This window comes from Streptomyces viridosporus (assembly GCF_002078235.1).
Classification (GTDB): domain Bacteria; phylum Actinomycetota; class Actinomycetes; order Streptomycetales; family Streptomycetaceae; genus Streptomyces; species Streptomyces viridosporus.
Window position 1 is genome coordinate 1 of the sequence record NZ_MSGP01000088.1, and the last position, 19,898, is coordinate 19,898.

At 71.1% G+C, this 19,898-nt stretch carries 15 protein-coding genes; 13 read left to right on the forward strand and 2 right to left on the reverse strand.

What is annotated here, in order from left to right; all coding sequences use genetic code 11:
• Positions 1 to 90 precede the first annotated feature (90 nt).
• From rfbC to B7L92_RS06330, 8 genes are all read left to right on the forward strand, one after another.
• Entirely contained in the window at positions 91 to 684 is a 594-nt protein-coding gene (rfbC, locus tag B7L92_RS06295; protein ID WP_081236478.1) for a dTDP-4-dehydrorhamnose 3,5-epimerase, read from the forward strand.
• A 203-nt stretch (positions 685 to 887) separates the two neighbouring features.
• A complete protein-coding gene (gene rplU / locus B7L92_RS06300) occupies positions 888 to 1,208 on the forward strand; it encodes a 50S ribosomal protein L21 (protein WP_004988176.1) in 321 nt (106 codons plus the stop codon).
• 14 nt (positions 1,209 to 1,222) lie between these two features.
• Positions 1,223 to 1,477, forward strand: a complete 255-nt coding sequence (gene rpmA, locus B7L92_RS06305; RefSeq protein ID WP_030051735.1) for a 50S ribosomal protein L27 — start codon at positions 1,223 to 1,225, stop codon at positions 1,475 to 1,477.
• Between the two features lie 106 nt (positions 1,478 to 1,583).
• On the forward strand, positions 1,584 to 3,029 hold the full coding sequence (obgE, locus tag B7L92_RS06310) for a GTPase ObgE (RefSeq protein ID WP_081236479.1): 1,446 nt from the start codon (positions 1,584 to 1,586) through the stop codon (positions 3,027 to 3,029).
• Between the two features lie 194 nt (positions 3,030 to 3,223).
• Complete coding sequence (locus B7L92_RS06315) at positions 3,224 to 4,774, forward strand: alkaline phosphatase D family protein (protein ID WP_081236480.1); 1,551 nt, start codon at positions 3,224 to 3,226, stop codon at positions 4,772 to 4,774.
• A gap of 597 nt (positions 4,775 to 5,371) precedes the next feature.
• On the forward strand, positions 5,372 to 6,868 hold the full coding sequence (locus B7L92_RS06320) for a bifunctional cytidylyltransferase/SDR family oxidoreductase (protein ID WP_081236481.1): 1,497 nt from the start codon (positions 5,372 to 5,374) through the stop codon (positions 6,866 to 6,868).
• A gap of 183 nt (positions 6,869 to 7,051) precedes the next feature.
• Entirely contained in the window at positions 7,052 to 9,127 is a 2,076-nt protein-coding gene (locus tag B7L92_RS06325; RefSeq protein ID WP_081236482.1) for a CDP-glycerol glycerophosphotransferase family protein, read from the forward strand.
• A gap of 248 nt (positions 9,128 to 9,375) precedes the next feature.
• Positions 9,376 to 10,602, forward strand: coding sequence for a glycosyltransferase family 2 protein (locus tag B7L92_RS06330; RefSeq protein WP_081236483.1), 1,227 nt, complete (start codon positions 9,376 to 9,378; stop codon positions 10,600 to 10,602).
• Here B7L92_RS06330 and B7L92_RS06335 read toward each other — a convergent pair.
• Positions 10,571 to 12,577 carry a hypothetical protein gene (locus B7L92_RS06335; protein WP_081236484.1) on the reverse strand — a complete coding sequence of 669 codons (2,007 nt, stop codon included), beginning with the start codon at positions 12,575 to 12,577 and terminating at the stop codon, positions 10,571 to 10,573. The two genes, B7L92_RS06330 and B7L92_RS06335, sit on opposite strands and share 32 nt — an antisense overlap.
• A gap of 685 nt (positions 12,578 to 13,262) precedes the next feature.
• Here B7L92_RS06335 and B7L92_RS06340 point away from each other — a divergent pair.
• Complete coding sequence (locus B7L92_RS06340; protein ID WP_255310779.1) at positions 13,263 to 14,384, forward strand: phospholipase D-like domain-containing protein; 1,122 nt, start codon at positions 13,263 to 13,265, stop codon at positions 14,382 to 14,384.
• A gap of 80 nt (positions 14,385 to 14,464) precedes the next feature.
• Here B7L92_RS06340 and B7L92_RS06345 read toward each other — a convergent pair whose 3' ends face one another.
• Positions 14,465 to 15,220: an AfsR/SARP family transcriptional regulator gene (locus B7L92_RS06345; RefSeq protein ID WP_081236485.1), complete on the reverse strand. Its 756-nt coding sequence runs from the start codon at positions 15,218 to 15,220 to the stop codon at positions 14,465 to 14,467.
• 481 nt (positions 15,221 to 15,701) lie between these two features.
• On the opposite strand from B7L92_RS06345, the gene B7L92_RS06350 reads away from it, so the two are divergent.
• The 4 genes from B7L92_RS06350 to B7L92_RS06365 all read left to right on the forward strand — a co-directional run bounded on the left by B7L92_RS06350 (position 15,702) and on the right by B7L92_RS06365 (position 19,838).
• Complete coding sequence (locus B7L92_RS06350) at positions 15,702 to 16,520, forward strand: S1 family peptidase (protein WP_143626247.1); 819 nt, start codon at positions 15,702 to 15,704, stop codon at positions 16,518 to 16,520.
• A gap of 239 nt (positions 16,521 to 16,759) precedes the next feature.
• Entirely contained in the window at positions 16,760 to 17,866 is a 1,107-nt protein-coding gene (proB, locus tag B7L92_RS06355) for a glutamate 5-kinase (RefSeq protein ID WP_170102178.1), read from the forward strand.
• A gap of 141 nt (positions 17,867 to 18,007) precedes the next feature.
• Entirely contained in the window at positions 18,008 to 18,466 is a 459-nt protein-coding gene (locus tag B7L92_RS06360; protein WP_497590775.1) for a DUF8830 family protein, read from the forward strand.
• Positions 18,467 to 18,551: 85 nt separating this feature from the next.
• Positions 18,552 to 19,838: a glutamate-5-semialdehyde dehydrogenase gene (locus tag B7L92_RS06365; RefSeq protein ID WP_081236489.1), complete on the forward strand. Its 1,287-nt coding sequence runs from the start codon at positions 18,552 to 18,554 to the stop codon at positions 19,836 to 19,838.
• The last annotated feature ends 60 nt before the right edge of the window (positions 19,839 to 19,898 follow it).

The window sequence follows — 19,898 nt, forward strand, 5'->3', positions numbered from 1 at the left end:
CGCCCCGCCCCGCCCCCTGTGGCGCCGGGCCGCCGGGCGGGTCAAGCGCTCACTGACGAACCAGCAGAAGAAGAACTGAGGACCCCTTCGATGCGACCCCTTTCCCTCTCCGGTGCCTGGGTGCACGAGCCGAAGCTCTTCCCCGACGGCCGGGGCAGCTTCCACGAGTGGTTCAAGGCCCCGGTCTTCAGCGAGGCGGTCGGCCACCCGCTCACGCTGGCCCAGGCCAACATGTCCGTCTCCAGCCGGGGCACCCTGCGCGGCATCCACTTCGCCGACGTGCCGCCCGGCCAGGCCAAGTACGTCAAGTGCGTGCGCGGCGCGGTCCTCGACGTGATCGTGGACATCCGGACCGGCTCGCCCACCTTCGGCCGGTGGGAGGCGGTCCGCCTGGACGACCGGGACCACCACGCGGTCTACCTCTCCGAGGGCCTCGGCCACGGCTTCATGGCGCTCACCGAGGACGCCACCGTGGTCTACCTCTGCTCCGAGGGGTACGCCCCCGAGCGCGAGCACGGCATACACCCGCTCGACCCCGCGCTCGGCATCGACTGGCCCGAGGACCTCACGCCGCTGCTCTCCGCCAAGGACGAGCAGGCGCCCACCCTGGCCGAGGCCCGGGAGCAGGGCCTGCTGCCCTCCTACGAGGCGTGCGTGGCCTACCGGGAGAGCCTCGGCGGCTGAACCGCCCGGGTCGGACCCGCCCGGGGCCGGTTTGACCCGTTCGGCCACGGCCCCGTAACCTGGACCGTCGGCATGTCCAGTGACAAGCCACATCCCCGTAAACCTCTTCCTCCGGAGCGCACGGTGTTCCGGAGAGGCCGCTCGCGTGCCGCGGGCGGCTGGACTGCGGGGGTGCCGTTCCCGAGCGAGAGAGTGAGTTCCGCGTGTACGCCATCGTGCGCAGCGGTGGTCGCCAGCACAAGGTTGCTGTCGGCGACATCGTCGAGGTTGACAGGATTTCCACCGCCAAGGTCGGCGACACGGTCGAGCTCTCGACCCTGCTCGTCGTCGACGGCGACTCCGTGACCAGCGACCCGTGGGTGCTGGCCGGCATCAAGGTCCAGGCCGAGGTCGTGGACCACCACAAGGGCCAGAAGATCGACATTCTGCGCTACAAGAACAAGACCGGCTACCGCCGTCGTCAGGGCCACCGCCAGCAGTACACGGCGATCAAGGTCACTGAGATCCCCGCGGCTGCGAAGTAAGGGACTGAGGAGAGATGGCACACAAGAAGGGCGCATCGTCCACCCGGAACGGCCGCGACTCGAACGCCCAGCGGCTCGGCGTGAAGCGCTTCGGCGGTCAGGTCGTCAACGCGGGTGAGATCCTCGTCCGCCAGCGCGGCACCCACTTCCACCCCGGCGCCGGCGTCGGTCGCGGCGGCGACGACACGCTGTTCGCGCTGCAGGCCGGTGCGGTGGAGTTCGGCACCAGCCGCGGCCGCAAGGTCGTGAACATCGTTCCGGTCGCCTGACCGGAAGCTTTCGCGAGGCGGACCTCACTTCCCCGGCGGGAAGGCGGGTCCGCCTTTCGCGTGTTAGACCGAGAACCGATCCGTACGTTTCTGGAGGCACCCCACCATGACCACCTTCGTGGACCGCGTCGAACTGCACGTCGCCGCGGGTAACGGAGGCCACGGCTGTGCCTCCGTCCACCGCGAGAAGTTCAAGCCGCTGGGCGGACCCGACGGCGGGAACGGCGGACGCGGCGGCGATGTGATCCTCACCGTCGACCAGTCCGTCACCACGCTGCTCGACTACCACCACTCCCCGCACCGCAAGGCCACCAACGGCAAGCCCGGCGAGGGCGGCAACCGGTCCGGCAAGGACGGCCAGGACCTCGTCCTGCCGGTGCCGGACGGGACCGTCGTCCTCGACAAGGCGGGCAACGTCCTCGCCGACCTCGTCGGACACGGGACCTCGTACGTCGCGGCCCAGGGCGGGCGCGGCGGACTCGGGAACGCGGCCCTGGCCTCGGCGCGGCGCAAGGCGCCCGGGTTCGCGCTGCTCGGCGAGCCGGGGGACCTCCAGGACATCGTCCTGGAGCTGAAGACGGTCGCCGACGTGGCGCTCGTGGGGTACCCGAGTGCCGGCAAGTCGTCCCTCATCTCCGTGCTCAGCGCCGCCAAGCCCAAGATCGCCGACTATCCGTTCACCACGCTGGTGCCGAACCTCGGGGTCGTCACCGCCGGGTCCACCGTCTATACCATCGCCGACGTCCCCGGGCTGATCCCGGGCGCCAGCCGGGGCAAGGGGCTCGGGCTGGAGTTCCTGCGCCACGTGGAGCGGTGCAGCGTGCTCGTGCACGTGCTGGACACCGCCACGCTGGAGTCCGACCGCGACCCCGCCTCCGACCTCGACGTCATCGAGGAGGAGCTGCGGCAGTACGGCGGTCTCGACGACCGGCCGCGGATCGTCGTCCTCAACAAGATCGACGTCCCCGACGGCAAGGACCTCGCCGAGATGGTGCGGCCCGATCTGGAGGCGCGCGGTTACCGCGTCTTCGAGGTGTCGGCCGTCGCCCACATCGGGCTGCGGGAACTCTCCTTCGCCCTGGCGGAGCTGGTGGCCCGGGCGCGGGCCGCCAAGCCGAAGGAAGAGGCGACGCGGATCGTCATCCGGCCCAAGGCCGTGGACGACGCGGGCTTCACCGTCACCCGCGAGGAGATCGGCGGCGAGCCGCTGTTCCGGGTGCGCGGCGAGAAGCCCGAACGCTGGGTCCGCCAGACGGACTTCAACAACGACGAGGCCGTCGGCTACCTCGCCGACCGGCTCAACCGCCTCGGTGTCGAGGAGGAGTTGGTGAAGGCCGGTGCCCGGTCCGGCGACGGCGTCGCCATCGGGCCCGAGGAGAACGCGGTCGTCTTCGACTGGGAGCCGTCCCTGACGGCCGGCGCGGAGATGCTCGGCCGGCGCGGCGAGGACCACCGCTTCGAGGCGCCCCGCCCCGCCGCCCAGCGGCGACGCGACCGGCAGGCCGAACGGGACGAGGCCGAGCGGGAGTACGACGGCTTCGAACCGTTCTAGCCGTTCCGGCCCCGGACGTCGTCCGGCGCTCACTTCTTCGACCCGCCGCGGCCACGGGACGTTCCCGTGCCGCGGCGGGTTTCCTGTTGTCTCTCTGCTTGTCATGAACGCGAACCGTTGAGTTCAGCGCGCGGACCGCCCGGAGGGTGACCTTCCCCCTGTCCAAGAGGTTCACGAGGCAGGGGAGTTCGTCGATGACCGGAGCAGTTCCGCTCGACCGCCGCCGGGTTCTGACCGCCGGTGCCGCTGTGCTCGGCGCCGCGGCCGCCGGCCAGTTGTGGCTGCCCGCCACCGCCCGGGCCGCCGAGAAGCCTTTACCCGACGGGGTGTTCAGCCTGGGCGTCGCCTCCGGCGACCCACTGGCGGACGGGATCGTGCTGTGGACCCGGCTCGCCCCCGACCCGCTGAACGGCGGCGGCATGCCCGACCGCACCGTGCCGGTGGAGTGGCAGCTCGCCACCGACGCCCGGTTCGAGGGGATCGTCCGCCGGGGCACCGCCCGGGCCCGGCCCGCGTACGGGCACAGCGTCCACGTCGACGTCCGCGGGCTGCGCCCCGGCACCACGTACTGGTTCCGCTTCCGCGCCGGCGGGCAGCTCTCGCCCGTCGGCCGCACCCGCACCGCGCCCGCCCCGCACAGCGCCGGCGGCCGTCTGCGCGTCGCGCTCGCCTCCTGCCAGAACTGGCAGCACGGCTACTTCACCCCGTACGCCGACATGCTGGAACAGGACCCGGACGTCGTGGTGTTCGTCGGCGACTACATCTACGAGTCGACGCCGTCGGCGACCGGCGTACGGCGCCACGAGGGCACGGGGGAGCCGTACAGCCTGGCCCAGTACCGCAACCGGTACGCCCAGTACCGTTCCGACCCCGACCTCGCGGCGATGCACGCCCACGCCCCCTTCGTGGTCACCTTCGACGACCACGAGGTCGACAACGACTTCGCCGGCGAGATCCCGCAGGACCCCGGCAAGCAGCCGCACGACGCGTTCGTCGCCCGGCTGACCGCCGCCTACCAGGCGTACTACGAGCACATGCCGGTCCGCGCCACCGCCGTCCCGAACGGCCCGCACATCCGCATGTACCGCCGGCTGGAGTTCGGCCGGCTCGCCCGGCTCAACGTGTTGGACACCCGGCAGTACCGCAGCGACCAGGCCACCAGCCAGGAGGGCGCCCAGGACCCGTCGCTGACCATGCTCGGCGCCGCGCAGCGGCGGTGGCTGGTCGACGGGCTGCGCCGTTCGCCCGCCCGCTGGAACCTGATCGCCTCCCAGATCATGATGGCCGAGACGGACCTCCAGGTCGGCCCGGGCAAGCTCTGGTTCTACGACGCCTGGGACGGCTACCAGGCCGAACGGAACGCGCTGCTGAAGGAGTTCGCGCGGGTGCGCAACCCCGTGGTGCTCACCGGCGACCGGCATCTGACGATGGTCGGCGACCTCAAGGCGGACTTCGCCGATCCGGACTCGGCGGTCGTGGGCGCCGAGTTCGTCGGCACCTCCATCTCCAGCAACGGCGACCAGGACCAGGCCGCCTTCGCCCGGGAGTGGGACCCGCGGCGTGCGGACAACCCGCACTGGAAGCTGCTCGACGCCCACCGCGGCTACCACCTGTTCGACATCCGCCCCGACCGCATCGACGCGCGCGTGCGGGTCGTCGACACCGTCGTGGAGCCGCGGGCCACGCCGAGCACGCTGGCCACGCTGCGGGTGGAGGCCGGCCGGCCCGGCGTCCACCTGGTCTGAGACCGCCGCCCGGCGGGAGGGGCCCCGGCGCTCGTGCGAGCGCCGGGGCCCCTCCCGCGTCCCGGGGACCGCGCGCCGTCCCCCTCTTCTCGCCGTCGTTCTCCCCGGCTCTCCGGAACCGGAATGCGGCGGAATCCCGACGGGAATTCCGCGGTAATACCTCCCGGCGGCGCCGGAATACGGAGAACCCGTGTGGTCCCGTCGCGAAGACGTGAAGATCCGGGCCGTGTTCCCGGCGCGGCCCCGCACGGGCCGACCCGCCGTGACCGCCGTACGGCACGGGGCGTACGGTGCACCTGACATCGCCGGAGGAACCGCGAAGGTCCCCGGTCACCGCTGTCCGGAGCGACCGCGACCGCGGTCGTGACCGTGCCCGCGCCGAGCACGCCGTTCGCCCCGCGCACGGCGACCGCCCGCCCCCTGTGGAGTTACTCACAGCAATTCCCGGGGTGTTCCGGGAACCGTCGCCGAGCCCCGGGAGTCATAGGTGAATGACAGGTTGCGCGCACATTTGCTGTCAAGGTCGCTCACCTTGCACTGCGGTAACCACAAGTGGGACCATTTCGAGGTCCCCTGTCGCCCCAAGGTAGGTCACCTGTGTCCCAGCACATAGCCAAGCCCCGTACCACCGCAGTGATCCTGGCCGGTGGTACCGGTCAGCGGGTGGGTCTGTCGATTCCCAAGCAACTGCTGAAGATCGCCGGCAAGGCAGTCATCGAGCACACCCTGGCCACCTTCGAGAAGGCCGACTCGATCGACGAGATCATCGTGCTGATGGCGCAGGGTTATGTGCCCGACATCGAGAAGATCGTCGCCAAGGCCGGGTTCACCAAGGTCACCAAGGTCATCGAGGGCGGCTCGACCCGGAACGAGACCACCGAGCGGGCCATCGCCGCGCTCGGCGAGGGCCTGGCCGAGGGCGAGGACCTCAACGTCCTCTTCCACGACGCCGTCCGCCCGCTGCTGTCGCAGCGCGTCATCGACGACTGCGTGAGCGCGCTGGAGCGCTACCAGGCCGTCGACGTGGCCATCCCGTCCGCGGACACCATCATCGTCACGCGCACCCACGGCGAGGACGGCGAGTTCATCACCGAGATCCCGGACCGCTCCCGGCTGCGCCGCGGCCAGACGCCGCAGGCCTTCAAGTTGTCCACCATCCGCCGCGCCTACGAGGTCGCCGCCGGCGACCCGAACTTCCAGGCCACCGACGACTGCTCGGTCGTGCTCAAGTACCTGCCGGACGTGCCGATCCACGTCGTCGCGGGCGACGAGTACAACATGAAGGTCACCCAGCCCGTCGACGTCTTCATCGCCGACAAGCTCTTCCAGCTCGCCTCCACCGCCGCGCCCGAGCAGAACGGCGAGGAGGCCTACCGCGAGCTGCTCACCGGCAAGACCCTGGTGGTCTTCGGCGGTTCGTACGGCATCGGCAAGGACATCGCCGAACTCGCCGAGTCCTACGGCGCCACCGTCTACGCGCTCGGCCGCTCCACCACCGGCACCCACGTGGAGAACCCGGAGGAGGTCGACGACGCGCTGTCCAAGGCGTACGCCGAGACCGGCCGCATCGATTACGTCGTCAACACCGCGGGCGTGCTGCGCATCGGGAAGCTCGCCGAGACCGACAACGCCACCATCGAGGAGGCGCTGAAGGTCAACTACCTGGCCCCCGTGCAGATCGCCCGCTCCGCCTACAAGTACCTGGCCGAGACCAAGGGGCAGCTGCTGCTGTACACCTCCAGCAGCTACACCCGCGGGCGCGCCGAGTACAGCCTGTACTCCTCCACCAAGGCCGCGATGGTGAACCTCACCCAGGCCCTGTCCGACGAGTGGGCCGGCGACGGCGTCCGCGTCAACTGCATCAACCCGGAGCGCACCGCCACGCCGATGCGCACCAAGGCCTTCGGCCAGGAGCCCGCGGGCAGCCTGCTCTCCTCCGAGGCGGTGGCCCGCACCTCGCTGGACGTGCTGCTGTCGGAGCTCACCGGTCACGTCATCGACGTGCGCCAGCAGGACCCGACCGCGGGCGCGGCGCGGGCCTCCGGCTTCGAACAGGCGCTGGCCTCGGTGCTGGACCGTCAGGACGGCGTGTAATAATCAAGGGCAAATAGACTCAGGTAATTCAGGCCTCTGCGGTCGCTCGTTAACGAAGTTCGTGTAACGGGTTCTCGCGGGGGCCTGAGTCCGTAGCCGATGAAATACTCGCAGGCACAAACCGGCACTCCCCATCCCAGAGCAGGTTTCTCCGTGATATCCACCGCTATTCGCGTCGCCAGGGTGGGCAGCGCGGCCGAACTGGCCGCGGCGGTCCTCATGATGCTGGGCTTTCCCTGCCTCATGCTGGCCGCGCTCGTCCCGAGCATCCCCGCCTTCGCGGCCGCGGCCGCCGTGACGTACCTGGCGGACCACTATCTGCACCGCAAGGGCAGCTACCTGGTCAGCCGCCTCAGCAAGGTGCGGGCGGGCCTGTCGATCCGTTTCCTGATCCGGCAGCTGCTGCTGATCCTGCTGCTGGCCCGCCTCTCCCTCGCGGACAACCTGATCTACTACGGGGCGATCGCCTGCTTCATCGCCTTCTACGGCCTCCAGGCCCCGCACGGCGCGCTGACCACCCTGATCCGCAACCGCCGCCGCATGCCGGTCGCCACCCGCAACGTCGACCTGGCCTCCCGCATCCGCATCCCGGACGCCCCGCCGCGCCTGCTGCTGGACCGCCCCGCGGAGAAGATGCTCCACCTCGACCTCGCGGCGGTCGCCGGCATACTCGCCGGCGCGGCCCTGGAGTCGGCCGCCGTCGGCTACACCGGCATCGGCGTCACGCTGGCCCTGAGCATCCTGTACGTCCTCGCCCTGGTGCCCTACGTGCGCGGCGGGAAGACCCCGCCGAAGGCCGAGAAGGTGCTGGCCGCCGTCGACGACTGGCTGCGCGAGTACCGCCCGGAGACCGTGCTGTACTTCTCCGGCTCCAAGGACTCCGCCTACCAGGTCAACATGTGGCTGGAGACCATGGAGCAGCTGGACACCCGTCCGCTGATCATCCTGCGCGAGCGGGTCATCCTGCAGAACCTGGCGCCCACCACGGTCCCCGTCGTCTGCGTGCCCGGAGGGGTGCACCTGATGAACATGGACCTGTCCACGGTGCGGGTCGCGCTGTACGCGGCCAACGTCGGCAAGAACATCCACCTGCTGCGCGTGCCCACCATGCGGCACGTCTTCATCGGTCACGGCGACAGCGACAAGCTCGCCAGCGTCAACCCGTTCAGCAAGGTCTACGACGAGGTGTGGACCGCCGGCCGCGCGGGCCGCGACCGCTACGCCATAGCCGACGTGGGGGTCCGCGACGAGGACATCGTCGAGGTGGGCCGCCCGCAGCTGGCCCCCATCCGGACCTGGCAGGGCGTGCCGGGCGACCGCATGCCGACGATCCTGTACGCCCCCACCTGGGAGGGCTGGGACGACAACCCCGGCAACACCTCGATCCTGCTGGCCGGCGAGAACATCGTGAAGAGGCTGGTCGAGGCCGACCCGGCGGTGCGCGTCCTGTACAAGCCGCACCCCTTCACCGGCACCCGCAGCCCGCAGGCCAAGGCCGCCCACCAGCGGATCACCGCGCTGATCGAGGCCGCCGCCGCGGAGCGCGCCGCCGACGCGCGCTTCACCGCCGACACCGCCGTCCGGACGCGGGCCGGGGCGGAGCTGGCCCGGATCGAGGCCCGGCTGGCCGAGCTGACCGGCGGCACCGAGAAGGGCGACGAGGCCGAGGCCACCCGCGACGGGCTGGTCGACGTGGCCCGGCACGAGGAGATCGCCCGGCTGCGCGCCGAGTGGAACGCCGCGTACTGGCGCTCCTTCCCCGACTGGGAGCACCGGGTCATCACGGGCGCCGAGCCGCGTCTGTACGACTGCTTCAACGTCTCCGACGCGATGGTCTCCGACATCTCCAGCGTGGTGTCCGACTTCATCGCCAGCGGCAAGCCGTACGCGGTCACGGACTCCGCCGGGCTGGGCGTGGAGGAGTTCAAGCGGCAGAACACGGCGGTGCGTGCCGCGGTGATCCTGTCCAACGACGCGGCCGGACTGGACGCGCTGCTCGAGGCGGTCCGCGTCCCGGACGCCGACCCGCTGGCGGAGGACCGCAGGGAGCTCAAGCGCTACCTGCTGGGCCCCGACGAGCCGAAGTCGATCGACCAGTTCAACACCGCGGTCGCGCAGCTCGCGCTGAAGGCCGAGACGCGCAACCTCGGCCAGGAGTCCCGGATCACGGTCGGCGGCCCGGACGTGGAACTGGCGGACGCGCTGCCCGTCCAGCGCGCGTCGGCGCCCGGCGACACGGACGGCGCCCCCACGGGCTGACCGCTCCGCACCACCCGACAGGGCCCGGCCCCCGAGGACTCGCTCCCCGGGGGCCGGGCCCTGTCGCGTCCCCGGCCTCGCACGTCCGGCTCCGCGTCCCCGGCTTCGCGTCCCGGGCGGGCGCGGCCGTGCTCTGTGACGTGGAGCACTGAAGCGGTGGGGTGAGGCAACCCCCTTCCTCGAACACCCGTCTAGCAAGTAGCGAATGAGGCGGTACGAGGGGAAATGTTCCGGAACGAGGGGGAGACATGACCGTGACGCAGCCCGATGTCACCGTGGTCATCGGGGCGTACGAAGCGATGCCGTACCTGGTCGAGTGCCTCGCCTCCGTGGAGGCACAGACCATCGACCCGGAGCGCATCGAGGTCATCGCGGTCGACGACGGTTCGACCGATGGCACGGGGGAGTACCTGGAGGAGTTCGCGGACCGTGCGCCCATGCCGGTCACGGTGATCCGGCAGGAGAACTCGGGCGGCCCCAGCGGCCCGCGCAACGTGGGTCTGGGCAAGGCCGCCGGGCGCTACGTCTTCTTCCTGGACGCCGACGACCGGCTGGGCCCCGAGGCCCTGGAGCGGATGGTCGCCATGGCCGACCGCGCCGGCACCGATGTCGTCCTGGGCCGGGTCGAGGGCGTCAACCGCGGTGCGCCGAAGTCCATGTGGGGCAGGACGCTGGAGCGCACCGACGTCTTCTCCTCGAACATCAAGTTCACGCTCAGCGCGCAGAAGCTGTTCCGCCGCTCCTTACTGGACCGGCACGGCATGCGGTTCGACGAGTCCCTGTTCACCGGCGAGGACGCGCTGTTCACCATGGAGGCGTACCTGCGGGCGGACGGCGTCTCCGTGATCGCCGACCACACCTGCTACTACCTGGTGGGCCGCGACGACGGCAAGCACGTGACCAGGAGCGGCGGTTACGCCCTGCGCTTCGACTCCGCCCGCGCCCTGATGCGCCTGATCGCCGACCTCGTCCCCGAGGGCCCCCGGCGCGACCGGCTCATGGTGCGGCCCTTCACCGTCACGCTGCTGCCGCAGTTCGGCCCCCGGTTCCTCAAGGACGGCGACGACGTCCGGCGGCACAAGCTGGAGCTGGCACAGCCGCTGATGGCCGCCCACTGGACCGAGGGCGTGGCCGGGCTGCTGAAGGTCGAGGAGCGGCTGCGGCTGCACCTGGTGGCCGAGCGGCGGCCCGAACTCCTCGGGGACGTCCTGGAGTTCGTGCGGGCGAAACAGCAGGCGCCGGCCCTGCTGGAAAAGCGGGGCCGGCGCGTCTACCTCGGCTACCCGCACTTCCGTGACCGCGCGGCGGGCATCCCTGACTCCGTCTACCTGGCCTCCCCCCGCGAGGCCCGTGCCGTTCCCGGCTACCGCGAGGGCGGCACCGGGTCCCTGCTGCGGCGCGCGGCCCGCCGGGCCCGGCGGGCGCTGACCTCCTCCGGCGGGATCACACCGGGCGGGACGGCCGCGGCGGCGTGAGGGCGGTGGAGGCCTCCCGGCGCGGAGAGGGCACCGCGGCCAGCCGGCGCGTCATACGCGCCCTGTGCTCCTCGGCGGCCGCGCACAGGGCGTCCACGGCCGCGCCGAAACGCTCCTGGGACGAGGGCTCGGCGGGGCCCAGCAGCCGCAGCTTCAGCTCCGCCCGCGCCTCGGCCAACGCGTCCTTCTCCGGGTGCCGGACCGACTCCAGCAGCGCCGGCACCCCGGCCGCGTCCGGGGTGAGTACGGTCGCCGCCACCACGGTCGGGAACGTCGTGCGGAACTCCTCCTCGGACAGCCCGCTGGTGTTCGCCACGGCGTACGGCTTGCCGCTCGCCAGGAAGTCGCTGACCACGCTGGACACATCGCTGATCAGCAGGTCGGAGATGTCGAAGCAGGCGTACAGCGCGGGCCGGGCGTCCGTGACGATCTGGTGCTCCCCCTCCGGCAGGGAGGCCCAGTACGCCTCCTCCCAGGCCGCGGTCGCCCGCGCCACGGCCTTGGCCCGGCCGGGCTCGGGGGCGGACTGCACCAGCATGCGCTCGACCTGGTCGGCGCTCTCCCGGAAGCCGACCTCGGTGAGCCGGTCCAGTTCGGCGGTGAGCCGGGCCAGTTCCGCCGAGGGCGCCGGACGCGGCCCGGACCGCTCCCGGTTCGCCTCCTGGACCAGCTCGCGGATGCGCCGGTCGGCGGCGCCCGCCCGCGGGTCCACCGAGCCGGTCAGCGGGTGCGGCTTGTACAGCAGCCGCACCCCCGGGTCCGCGAGCAGCGCCCGCACGAGGTTCTCGCCGGCCTCGATCACCGAGGTGTTGCCCGGGTTGCCGTCCCAGCCCTCCCAGGTCGGCGCGTACAGCACGGTGGTGTACGCGCCGGTCGGCGGCCCCGCGTACGGGCGCACGGCGTCCAGCTGCGGGCGGCCGATCTCCACCACGTCCTTGTCCTCGACCCCGACCTCGGCCAGCGCGTAGCGCTCACGCGCCGCGGGACCGGCCACCCACACCTCGTCGTAGGCCTTCGCGTACGGGTTGCAGGAGGACAGCTTGTCGCTCTCGCCGTGGTTGACGAAGGCGTGCTTGATCGTGGGGATGCGCAGCACCTGGGAGGTCTTGCCGGAGTTCGACGGGTGGATGAGGACCTCGAGCGTGGAGTGCTCCAGGCGCATCAGCGTGGCCACCTTCGGCAGGCACACGATCGGGACGTCGGTCGGCGCGATCCTCGACACCATGAACCGCTCGCGCAGGATGATCACCGGCCGGCCGCCGAGCTTGGCCAGCGGCTCCAGCCACATGTTGGCCTGGTAGGCGGAGGAGGCGCCGCCGGAGAAGTACAGGCCGACCGTGGGACGGTAGTCGGCGAGCCATGCGTCGAACCACTCGAGCACCTCCTGCTCGCCCGCCGGACGCCGACCGGGCAGCAGCCGCAGCGCCAGCACGACCAGGCCCGTCAGCGAGAGCAGCAGCGACAGCGCGACACCGGCCGCCGCCCACCGGGTCTCGTCGGTGACCGAGGCCACCGCGAGGCCGGTCGTGGCGGGCAGGCCGAAGGCCAGCAGGCGGTGTCCGGGGCGGCGCAGCAGGCCGGCCGGGGCGGGGGACAGCCGCAGGGCCGAGGCGTCGATGTTCCGGGTCACCACGGGCAGCGTCCGGGTGCGGTGCACCAGGACGGACACCGCCTGGATGGCGCTGTGCAGGGCGTAGAAGGCGAGCAGGCCGGCGACGAGCGGCGCGAGCCCGGGCTCCCAGTCCTCCTCGCCGAGCCGCAACAGGCCCACCACCAGCAGCAGGTCGCGCACCACGTGGCGGACGGTGACATCGGCGTGCGCCTTGGCGAAGAGCGACAGCAGACCGGGCTGCCGGCGGTGCAGCACGGCCTCGACGGCCAGGGACACGGCGGTCGCGGCGAGCAGCAGCGGCGCCAGCGGCAGGAGGGCCGCGGCGGCCTGTGCCGCGAAGGCGCCGACCAGGACGGCGGTCACCAGAACCCTGGTGACGGCGGGGTGGCCGGACAGGCGGGACGAGAGACGGTGTGGACGCGTTCTCGCCGCGAACCGCCTACGGGACAAGGGCAGGGGCACTGCGGTCACTCCAGGATTGTCGCGGGACAGGCGCCCAAGTTAACGCGTGTCGACCTCGGGACGACACACGAGTGTCCCTGACGTGTGGAATGAGCACAGGATGCTATTGGTTCCGCGGGGCCCGCAAGCCCTGCCCGGCGGACTCCGGGGCGTCCTTCCCGCAGCGTCCGCGCGGGGCCGCGGCGGGTCCGGTCGGTACGGTGCGCCCTGCCCCGGTGAGGTCGTGGCCTCGGTCGCGGTGCTCGCCCGCACCGGCTGCTCGACGAGGCACAGCGGCATCGCTGTCGCGAAGTGACGCAGGGGAGGCGCCGGTTGGACGGCCGGGTGGGCTCCCGCTCGATTCCCCGGCAGTGTTCGTGAGCGTGAATTCACGGTGACCGGGTCGCGCCGGCCGGGGAGGCGGGGGCCGATTCACCGCTCGCCGAGTCGGTGCGTGCGGGGGGAGGGGAGTACCCACGCCTGATGTCCTGTCATCCGCGGATGCCGGGCGCTGTGGAAATGACCTTGACCGGGCGTGTACATGCCATAGTATGCGTCGGTGACAACGAAAAATTCCACCCGCGGATTGCGTGGGTTCACATGCGCATTGCTGCTCTTCATGTCAATGGTGGCGGCGGTGATGTCGGCGCCTTCCGCGACGGCTCTGGACGGGACCTGTTCGGAATCCGGAAACTATGAGGTCTGTTTCACTTACGGGGCCGGCGTCGAGGACCGTCTGATAGCGGCGAAAATCAAGGCCAAGATCGACGCGACGGCGAACGCGGCGGCTGCCGGCGAGACCGGCAGCTACATCCGCGTCGCAATCTACAACTGGGGCACCGACGGGGGCGGTACCGCCCTGGCGGATTCGCTGGTGCGCGCCGCCGAAAGCGGCGTGAGCGTGCGGATCGTGGTGGGCCCGTCGGCCACCTCGATCACCGACAAGTTCCGGAATGCCGGGATCGATCTGGTGTACTGCCCGAAATCCTGCATGGACGCGGACCGCGGTGCGATGCACAACAAGTTCTTCGTGATCAAGAAGGGTGACACGAAGCTGGTCCTGCAGAGCTCCAGCAATCTGAGCCAGTGGCAGGCCAGGCACGCGCAGAATCTTCTGATCAGCCGGAACGACGACCTGTTGTTCTCCGCGTACGTGAATTACTGGCGCCGCCTCTACGCGGGCAGTTGGACGTACGACGGCGATGAGTGGGACACCAACGCCGAGAGGACGATCGACGGCAGCAACGAACTGTCGAAGGCGTACTTCTTCCCCCAGCCCGGAATCAACCGGGTGGCCGACGTCCTCGGCAACGTCAGCGCGTGCGCGGAGGGCAACGACCGGATCTGGCTGGAGTCCAGTCTGATGGAGGACGAACCCTACGCGAGGGAGATCATTGCCGAGCTGAATCGACTCGTGGGCATCGGCTGCGACGTCAAGGTGATCGTCCAGGAGCAGTCCGGTTCCGACATCCTGCGGAAATACGGCGTCGCCGCGTCCGACATCAGCTGTGACGGGTGGAGCCACAACAAGCTGCTCCTGATCGACGCCAAGTACGCGAGCGAGTGGCGCAAGGCCGTGTTCGTGGGCTCCTACAACCTCACCGACAACTCGGCCCACCGGGCCAACGACGTGATGCTGCGCGTCATCGACGGGTGGGTCACCAACCGCTACATCGAGCAGTTCCGGGTTCTGTGGACCAACCCCCACGCCTGTGACCAGGGCACCTGACGGGTTCTGAGGATTTCGTCCGTCCCGCGCGGGCGGAGCGGCGGTGGAGGTGCTCGCACCGGGCCTCCACCGCTGTCGCGTCACCTCCCGTGCGGTGCCTCGGAGGGGTCGCGGAGCACCTGCTGATGGGTGCGGTGCAGGAGGCTTCCCGGTTCGACACCGAGTTCTCGCACGAGATGCTGGCGGGTGTCGTGGAACACCATCAGGGCGTCGGCCCGTCTCCCCGATCTGTGCAGGGCGGCCATGAGCAGACTCGCCGCCCGCTCGCGCAGGGGGTGCTCGATGACGAGGGACGTCGCTTCCACGATCGCCTCGCGGAAGCGCCCGACCGCGATCAGGGCCGCGGCGTGCTCTTCGACGGCGGAGAGGCGCTCCTCCTCCATGTGCACGCCGATCCTGGACGGCAGCCACTGGCCCGCCACCCCCGTGAGCGGTGGGCCCTGCCACATGTCCAGTGCCTCTCGGAGGAGTTCACTCGTGCGGGCCGCGTCCGTGTCCTGGGCGATTCTCGTCAGCTCACGGAAACGGTAGAGGTCCACCTGCTCCTTGTCCGCCCTGAGGTGATAACCCTGCGGACTGGTCACTATTTCCGTGTCGGGAAACGGTGCCAGTATGCGTCTCAGCTTCGACACGTATCCCTGCGTGGCGTTGCGGGCGGAATCCGTGGGATTTTCTCCCCATATGGTTCGCAGCATCCTCTCCACCGAAACGACTCGGTTCATGTCGAGAACTAACATCGCCAGAATGCTGCGTTGTTGCGGAGTCGTAGGTCCCAGCGGATCTCCCCCGCACCACATACCCACAGGACCAAGCAGTCGAAACTCGACCTGGCTCATTGCTGCCCCTCCGGTGAACCATCCGAATATCTGGACTTTACCGCAGTAACTTCCCGTGGCGCGCTTGTATTGTGCTACGGGGTCATTTTGTGGCGATTCGTCAATTCCCCTGGTGTTGACCGGATATGGAGTTGTGCCGGGCCGGCCCGATCGAGCCGCGCGGCGACAAGCGACGTGCGGAGGGCATCGCGTGGGCGGCGCGGGCGACAACGACCTGTCGGCCCTTCACCTCACTTGTACGGGGGGCGGCTGATGGAGGGCTGCCCGTGACGATCCGGAACCACCGCCTTTGTGCTCCTTAGTTGGTGCAGTCCCGGAGATGTCGGCACATCGTGGCCCCGTTCAACGGTCGTTCAGCGGTCTTTCAGCAGCCGCGTCAATGGTGTTCACGCGTACCGGATCGAACGGGTGGCCGGTGGGTGAGGTGTGTGCTCGCCACCGCCCGTGTTCTGTCTCCCTCTCGCGAACAGAAGGACAAGTCTTGAGAATCCGTACCTGCGTGACCGTGGCCGCCATCGTCGGCGCGAGCCTTTTCGGTGTGGGCGCGCCGTCTGCGACGGCGGAGGAGGGGCTCGGAGTGGCCGGCCCGGTCGGCTCCACCGGGGAGGGGGTGTCCGAATCCCCGGCGGTCGTGAACGGCGAGGTCGCGGCATCGGCGGACGGCATCGCCGCGATCCTGTACGACAACGCCGACGCGGGTACCGGGCGGGGCAACCTGCTCTGCACCGGCTCCATCATCGCCGAGCGCTGGATCCTCACGGCGAAGCACTGTTTCACGGGCAGCGTGGGCCAGGACGCCTCCAAGATCCAGGTACGGGTCAAGAGCACGAAGTACAACGAAGGCGGCGGCGTCATCCAGGTCGATGACATCAAGTGGCGCACCAACCACGACATCGCCCTGCTCCACCTGACCCGTGACGCCAATTCCGAGCACGTGCGCCTGGCGAGCGCCAGCCCCGTCGAGGGCACCACCAACTACATCTTCGGCTGGGGCTCGCAGAGCAAGCTCTACGGTGCGCCGTCGAAGAGCCTCAAGCGGGCGACGATCAAGGTCACGGACATCGACAGCACGGACATCCTGGGCGTGGGCCGCGGCATCCGGAGTTCCGCGGGCAACGGCATGGCCTGCTCCGGTGACTCCGGCGGCCCGCAGTTCAAGCTCGTCGACGGCAAGCGCTACCAGGTCGGTGTGACCTCCGGCGTCACCTACCGGCTGAGCGACAACGTCTGTGTCGGTCCGATGTGGTCCGCCACCGTTCCCACCAGCCTCGACTGGATCAAGGGCGTCACCGGTCTCTAACCCCGACGGCCTCGGCCTCGCGTGACGGCCCGCCGACCCCGTCGGCGGGCCGTTCTGCACGCGCCGACGGACGGCGGGCCCCGCCTCCCTCCCCGCGTACGCCGCCGGCCCCGGTCGCACGGCGCCGTCTGCAGTGTGGACCGGCGACGCGCGACGCGCCCCGCTTCACGTAGATTGCTGGACGGGGCGACCGATCGACGCGAGGGACGGACGGCAAGGTGTCAGGCGCAAGGCAGGCCGTGGGCGAGGCCCGCAGGATCGTCGTCAAGGTCGGGTCCTCGTCGCTGACCACCGCGGCGGGCGGCCTGGACGCCGACCGCGTGGACGCCCTCGTCGACGTGCTGGCGAAGGTGCGCAGCGGCGGGGAGCGGGAGCTCGTCCTGGTCTCCTCCGGTGCCATCGCCGCCGGCCTCGCCCCGCTGGGCCTGCGCCGCCGCCCCAGGGACCTCGCCCGCCAGCAGGCCGCCGCCAGCGTCGGCCAGGGCCTGCTGGTCGCCCGCTACACCGCCTCCTTCGCCCGCTACGGCGTCCGGGTCGGCCAGGTGCTGCTGACGTCCGACGACATGAGCCGCCGCGCCCACCACCGCAACGCCTCCCGCACCCTCGACAAGCTGCTGGCGATGGGCGCCTTCCCGATCGTCAACGAGAACGACACCGTCGCCACCGACGAGATCCGCTTCGGCGACAACGACCGCCTCGCCGCCCTCGTCGCCCATCTGGTCCACGCCGACCTGCTGGTGCTGCTCTCCGACGTCGACGGCGTGTACGACGGCGACCCGGCCCGGCCCGGCACCTCGCGGATAGCCGAGGTGTGCGGCCCCGAGGACCTCGCCCACGTCGAGATCGGCAGCACCGGCCGGGCCGGCGTCGGCACGGGCGGCATGGTCACCAAGGTCGAGGCCGCCCGGATCGCCGCCGCCGCCGGCATCCCGGTGGTGCTGACCAGCGCGGTCCACGCGGCCGACGCCCTGGCCGGCGGTGACACCGGCACCTACTTCCACCCCACCGGCCGCCGCTTCGCCGACCGGTTGCTGTGGCTCCAGCACGCGTCCACCCCGCAGGGCTCGCTCACCCTGGACGACGGGGCGGTGCGCGCGGTCGTGCAACGCCGCAAGTCGCTGCTGCCGGCCGGCATCGCCGGCGTCGAGGGCGAGTTCAGCGCGGGCGACCCGGTCGAACTGCGGGACGGCGAGGGGCGGGCGGTGGCGCGCGGACTCGTCAACTTCGACGCCAAGGAGATCCCCCTCCTGATCGGCCGCTCGACCCGGGAACTCGCCCGGGACCTCGGACCGGAGTACGAACGCGAGGTCGTACACAGGGACGATCTGGTGGTCCTGCATCCGTAATGTGCTGAATCGTCCGCCCCCGGTGGTGGACGTTCCGCAAAACCGCCCCACGAGCCCCGGCGGCCTGCTCAACTTTGTCCCAGGGACACATCCGCCCGGCCCCACGGCCGGTCCGCGCGTGAAGGAGGCGTCGTGAGACGAGTGCGCCCCGGGACGACGGCGTCTCCTGGCGGTGCGGGCTCCCGCGCGCCCGGCGCCGGGCGCGCCCTGGCCGGCGTCGCGCCCGGGGACCGCTTCCCGGGCGGCGAGCCGCGCGAGCTCCCGCGCCTGTGGCACGTCACCCTCAGCGTCTCCGGTGAACCGGCCCCGGTCGCCGAGGTCCGGCGGGCCCTGGAGCAGCTCGCCCACGACCACCCCTTCCTGCTGACCAGCCGGTACGCCGACGACCACGCGGAGATCCGCTACTGGGAGGAGGCACGCGACCTGCACGACGCGGCCGCCGTGGCGCTGCGCCTGTGGGGCGAGCACCGGCGGACCGCGGGGCTGCCGCCCTGGGAGATCGTCGGCCTGGAGGTCATCGACCGGGCCACCTACCACCAGCGCATCGCCGCGGGGTACGGACCGGCCCCGGCGACACCCGTCGGGGTGCATCCGTTCTGAACGTGGATCGCGGGGTTCCCGACCGTATGTCTCGGTGTTCGGGACGACCGCCGCCGACGTCCGTCGCCCGCACTACCCTTCCCCTATGACCATGCTCTCCCCGTACGACTCGATGTCCCCGGTCAACCAGGCCGCCTACCGGGCCAAGGGCGCCGCCGCCACCCTCGCGCCGCTGCCGCGTGCCGCGAAGGACGACGCGCTGCTCGCCGTCGCGGACGCGCTGGAGGTCCGGGCGAGCGAGATCGTCGAGGCCAACGCCCAGGACGTGGCCAAGGCGCGCGAGGCCGGCACCAGCGACGGCATGGTCGACCGGCTCACGCTCACCCCGGAGCGGGTGCGCGCCATCGCCTCCGACGTGCGGGACGTGGCCGCGCTGCCCGACCCGGTCGGCGAGGTCGTCCGCGGCTCCACGCTGCCCAACGGCATCGACCTGCGCCAGGTCCGGGTGCCGCTCGGTGTCGTCGGGATCATCTACGAGGGCCGGCCGAACGTGACGGTCGACGCCGCCGCCCTGTGCCTGAAGTCCGGCAACGCGGTGCTGCTGCGCGGCTCGTCCTCCGCCTACCGGTCGAACACCGCGCTGGTGCGCGTGCTGCGCGACGCCGTGCACGGCGCCGGGCTGCCCGCCGACGCGGTGCAGCTGGTGCCCGGCGAGAGCCGGGACAGCGTGCACGAGCTGATGCGCGCCCGCGGCCTGGTCGACGTGCTCATCCCGCGCGGCGGCGCCTCCCTGATCAACACGATCGTCCAGGAGTCGGTCGTCCCGGTCATCGAGACCGGCACCGGCAACTGCCACGTCTACGTCGACGCGCAGGCCGACCTCGACACGGCCGTGGAGATCCTGGTCAACTCCAAGGCCCAGCGGGTCGGCGTCTGCAACGCCGCGGAGACCCTGCTGGTCCACCAGGACATCGCCGCCGAGTTCCTGCCGCGCGCCCTGGACGCCCTGGCCGACGCCGGGGTCACGGTGCACGCCGACGAGCGCGTGATGGCCCACGCCAAGGAGTCCCGCGCGACGGTCGTGGAGGCCACGGCGGAGGACTGGGAGACCGAGTACCTCTCGTACGACATCGCCGCCGCCGTCGTCGACTCCCTCGACAAGGCCGTCGAGCACATCCGGCTGTGGACCTCCGGCCACACCGAGGCCATCGTCACCACCTCGCAGACGGCCGCCCGCCGCTTCACCCAGTTGGTGGACTCCACCACGGTCGCGGTGAACGCCTCCACCCGCTTCACCGACGGCGGCCAGTTCGGCTTCGGCGCCGAGATCGGCATCTCCACGCAGAAGCTGCACGCCCGGGGGCCGATGGGCCTGCCCGAGCTGACCAGCACGAAGTACATCGTCACCGGCGACGGTCACGTACGGCGCTGAACCGCGCCCGCGCGGGAGCCGGCGGCGGGGGCGGCGGAGGGGCCGTCCCCGGCAGGCGGA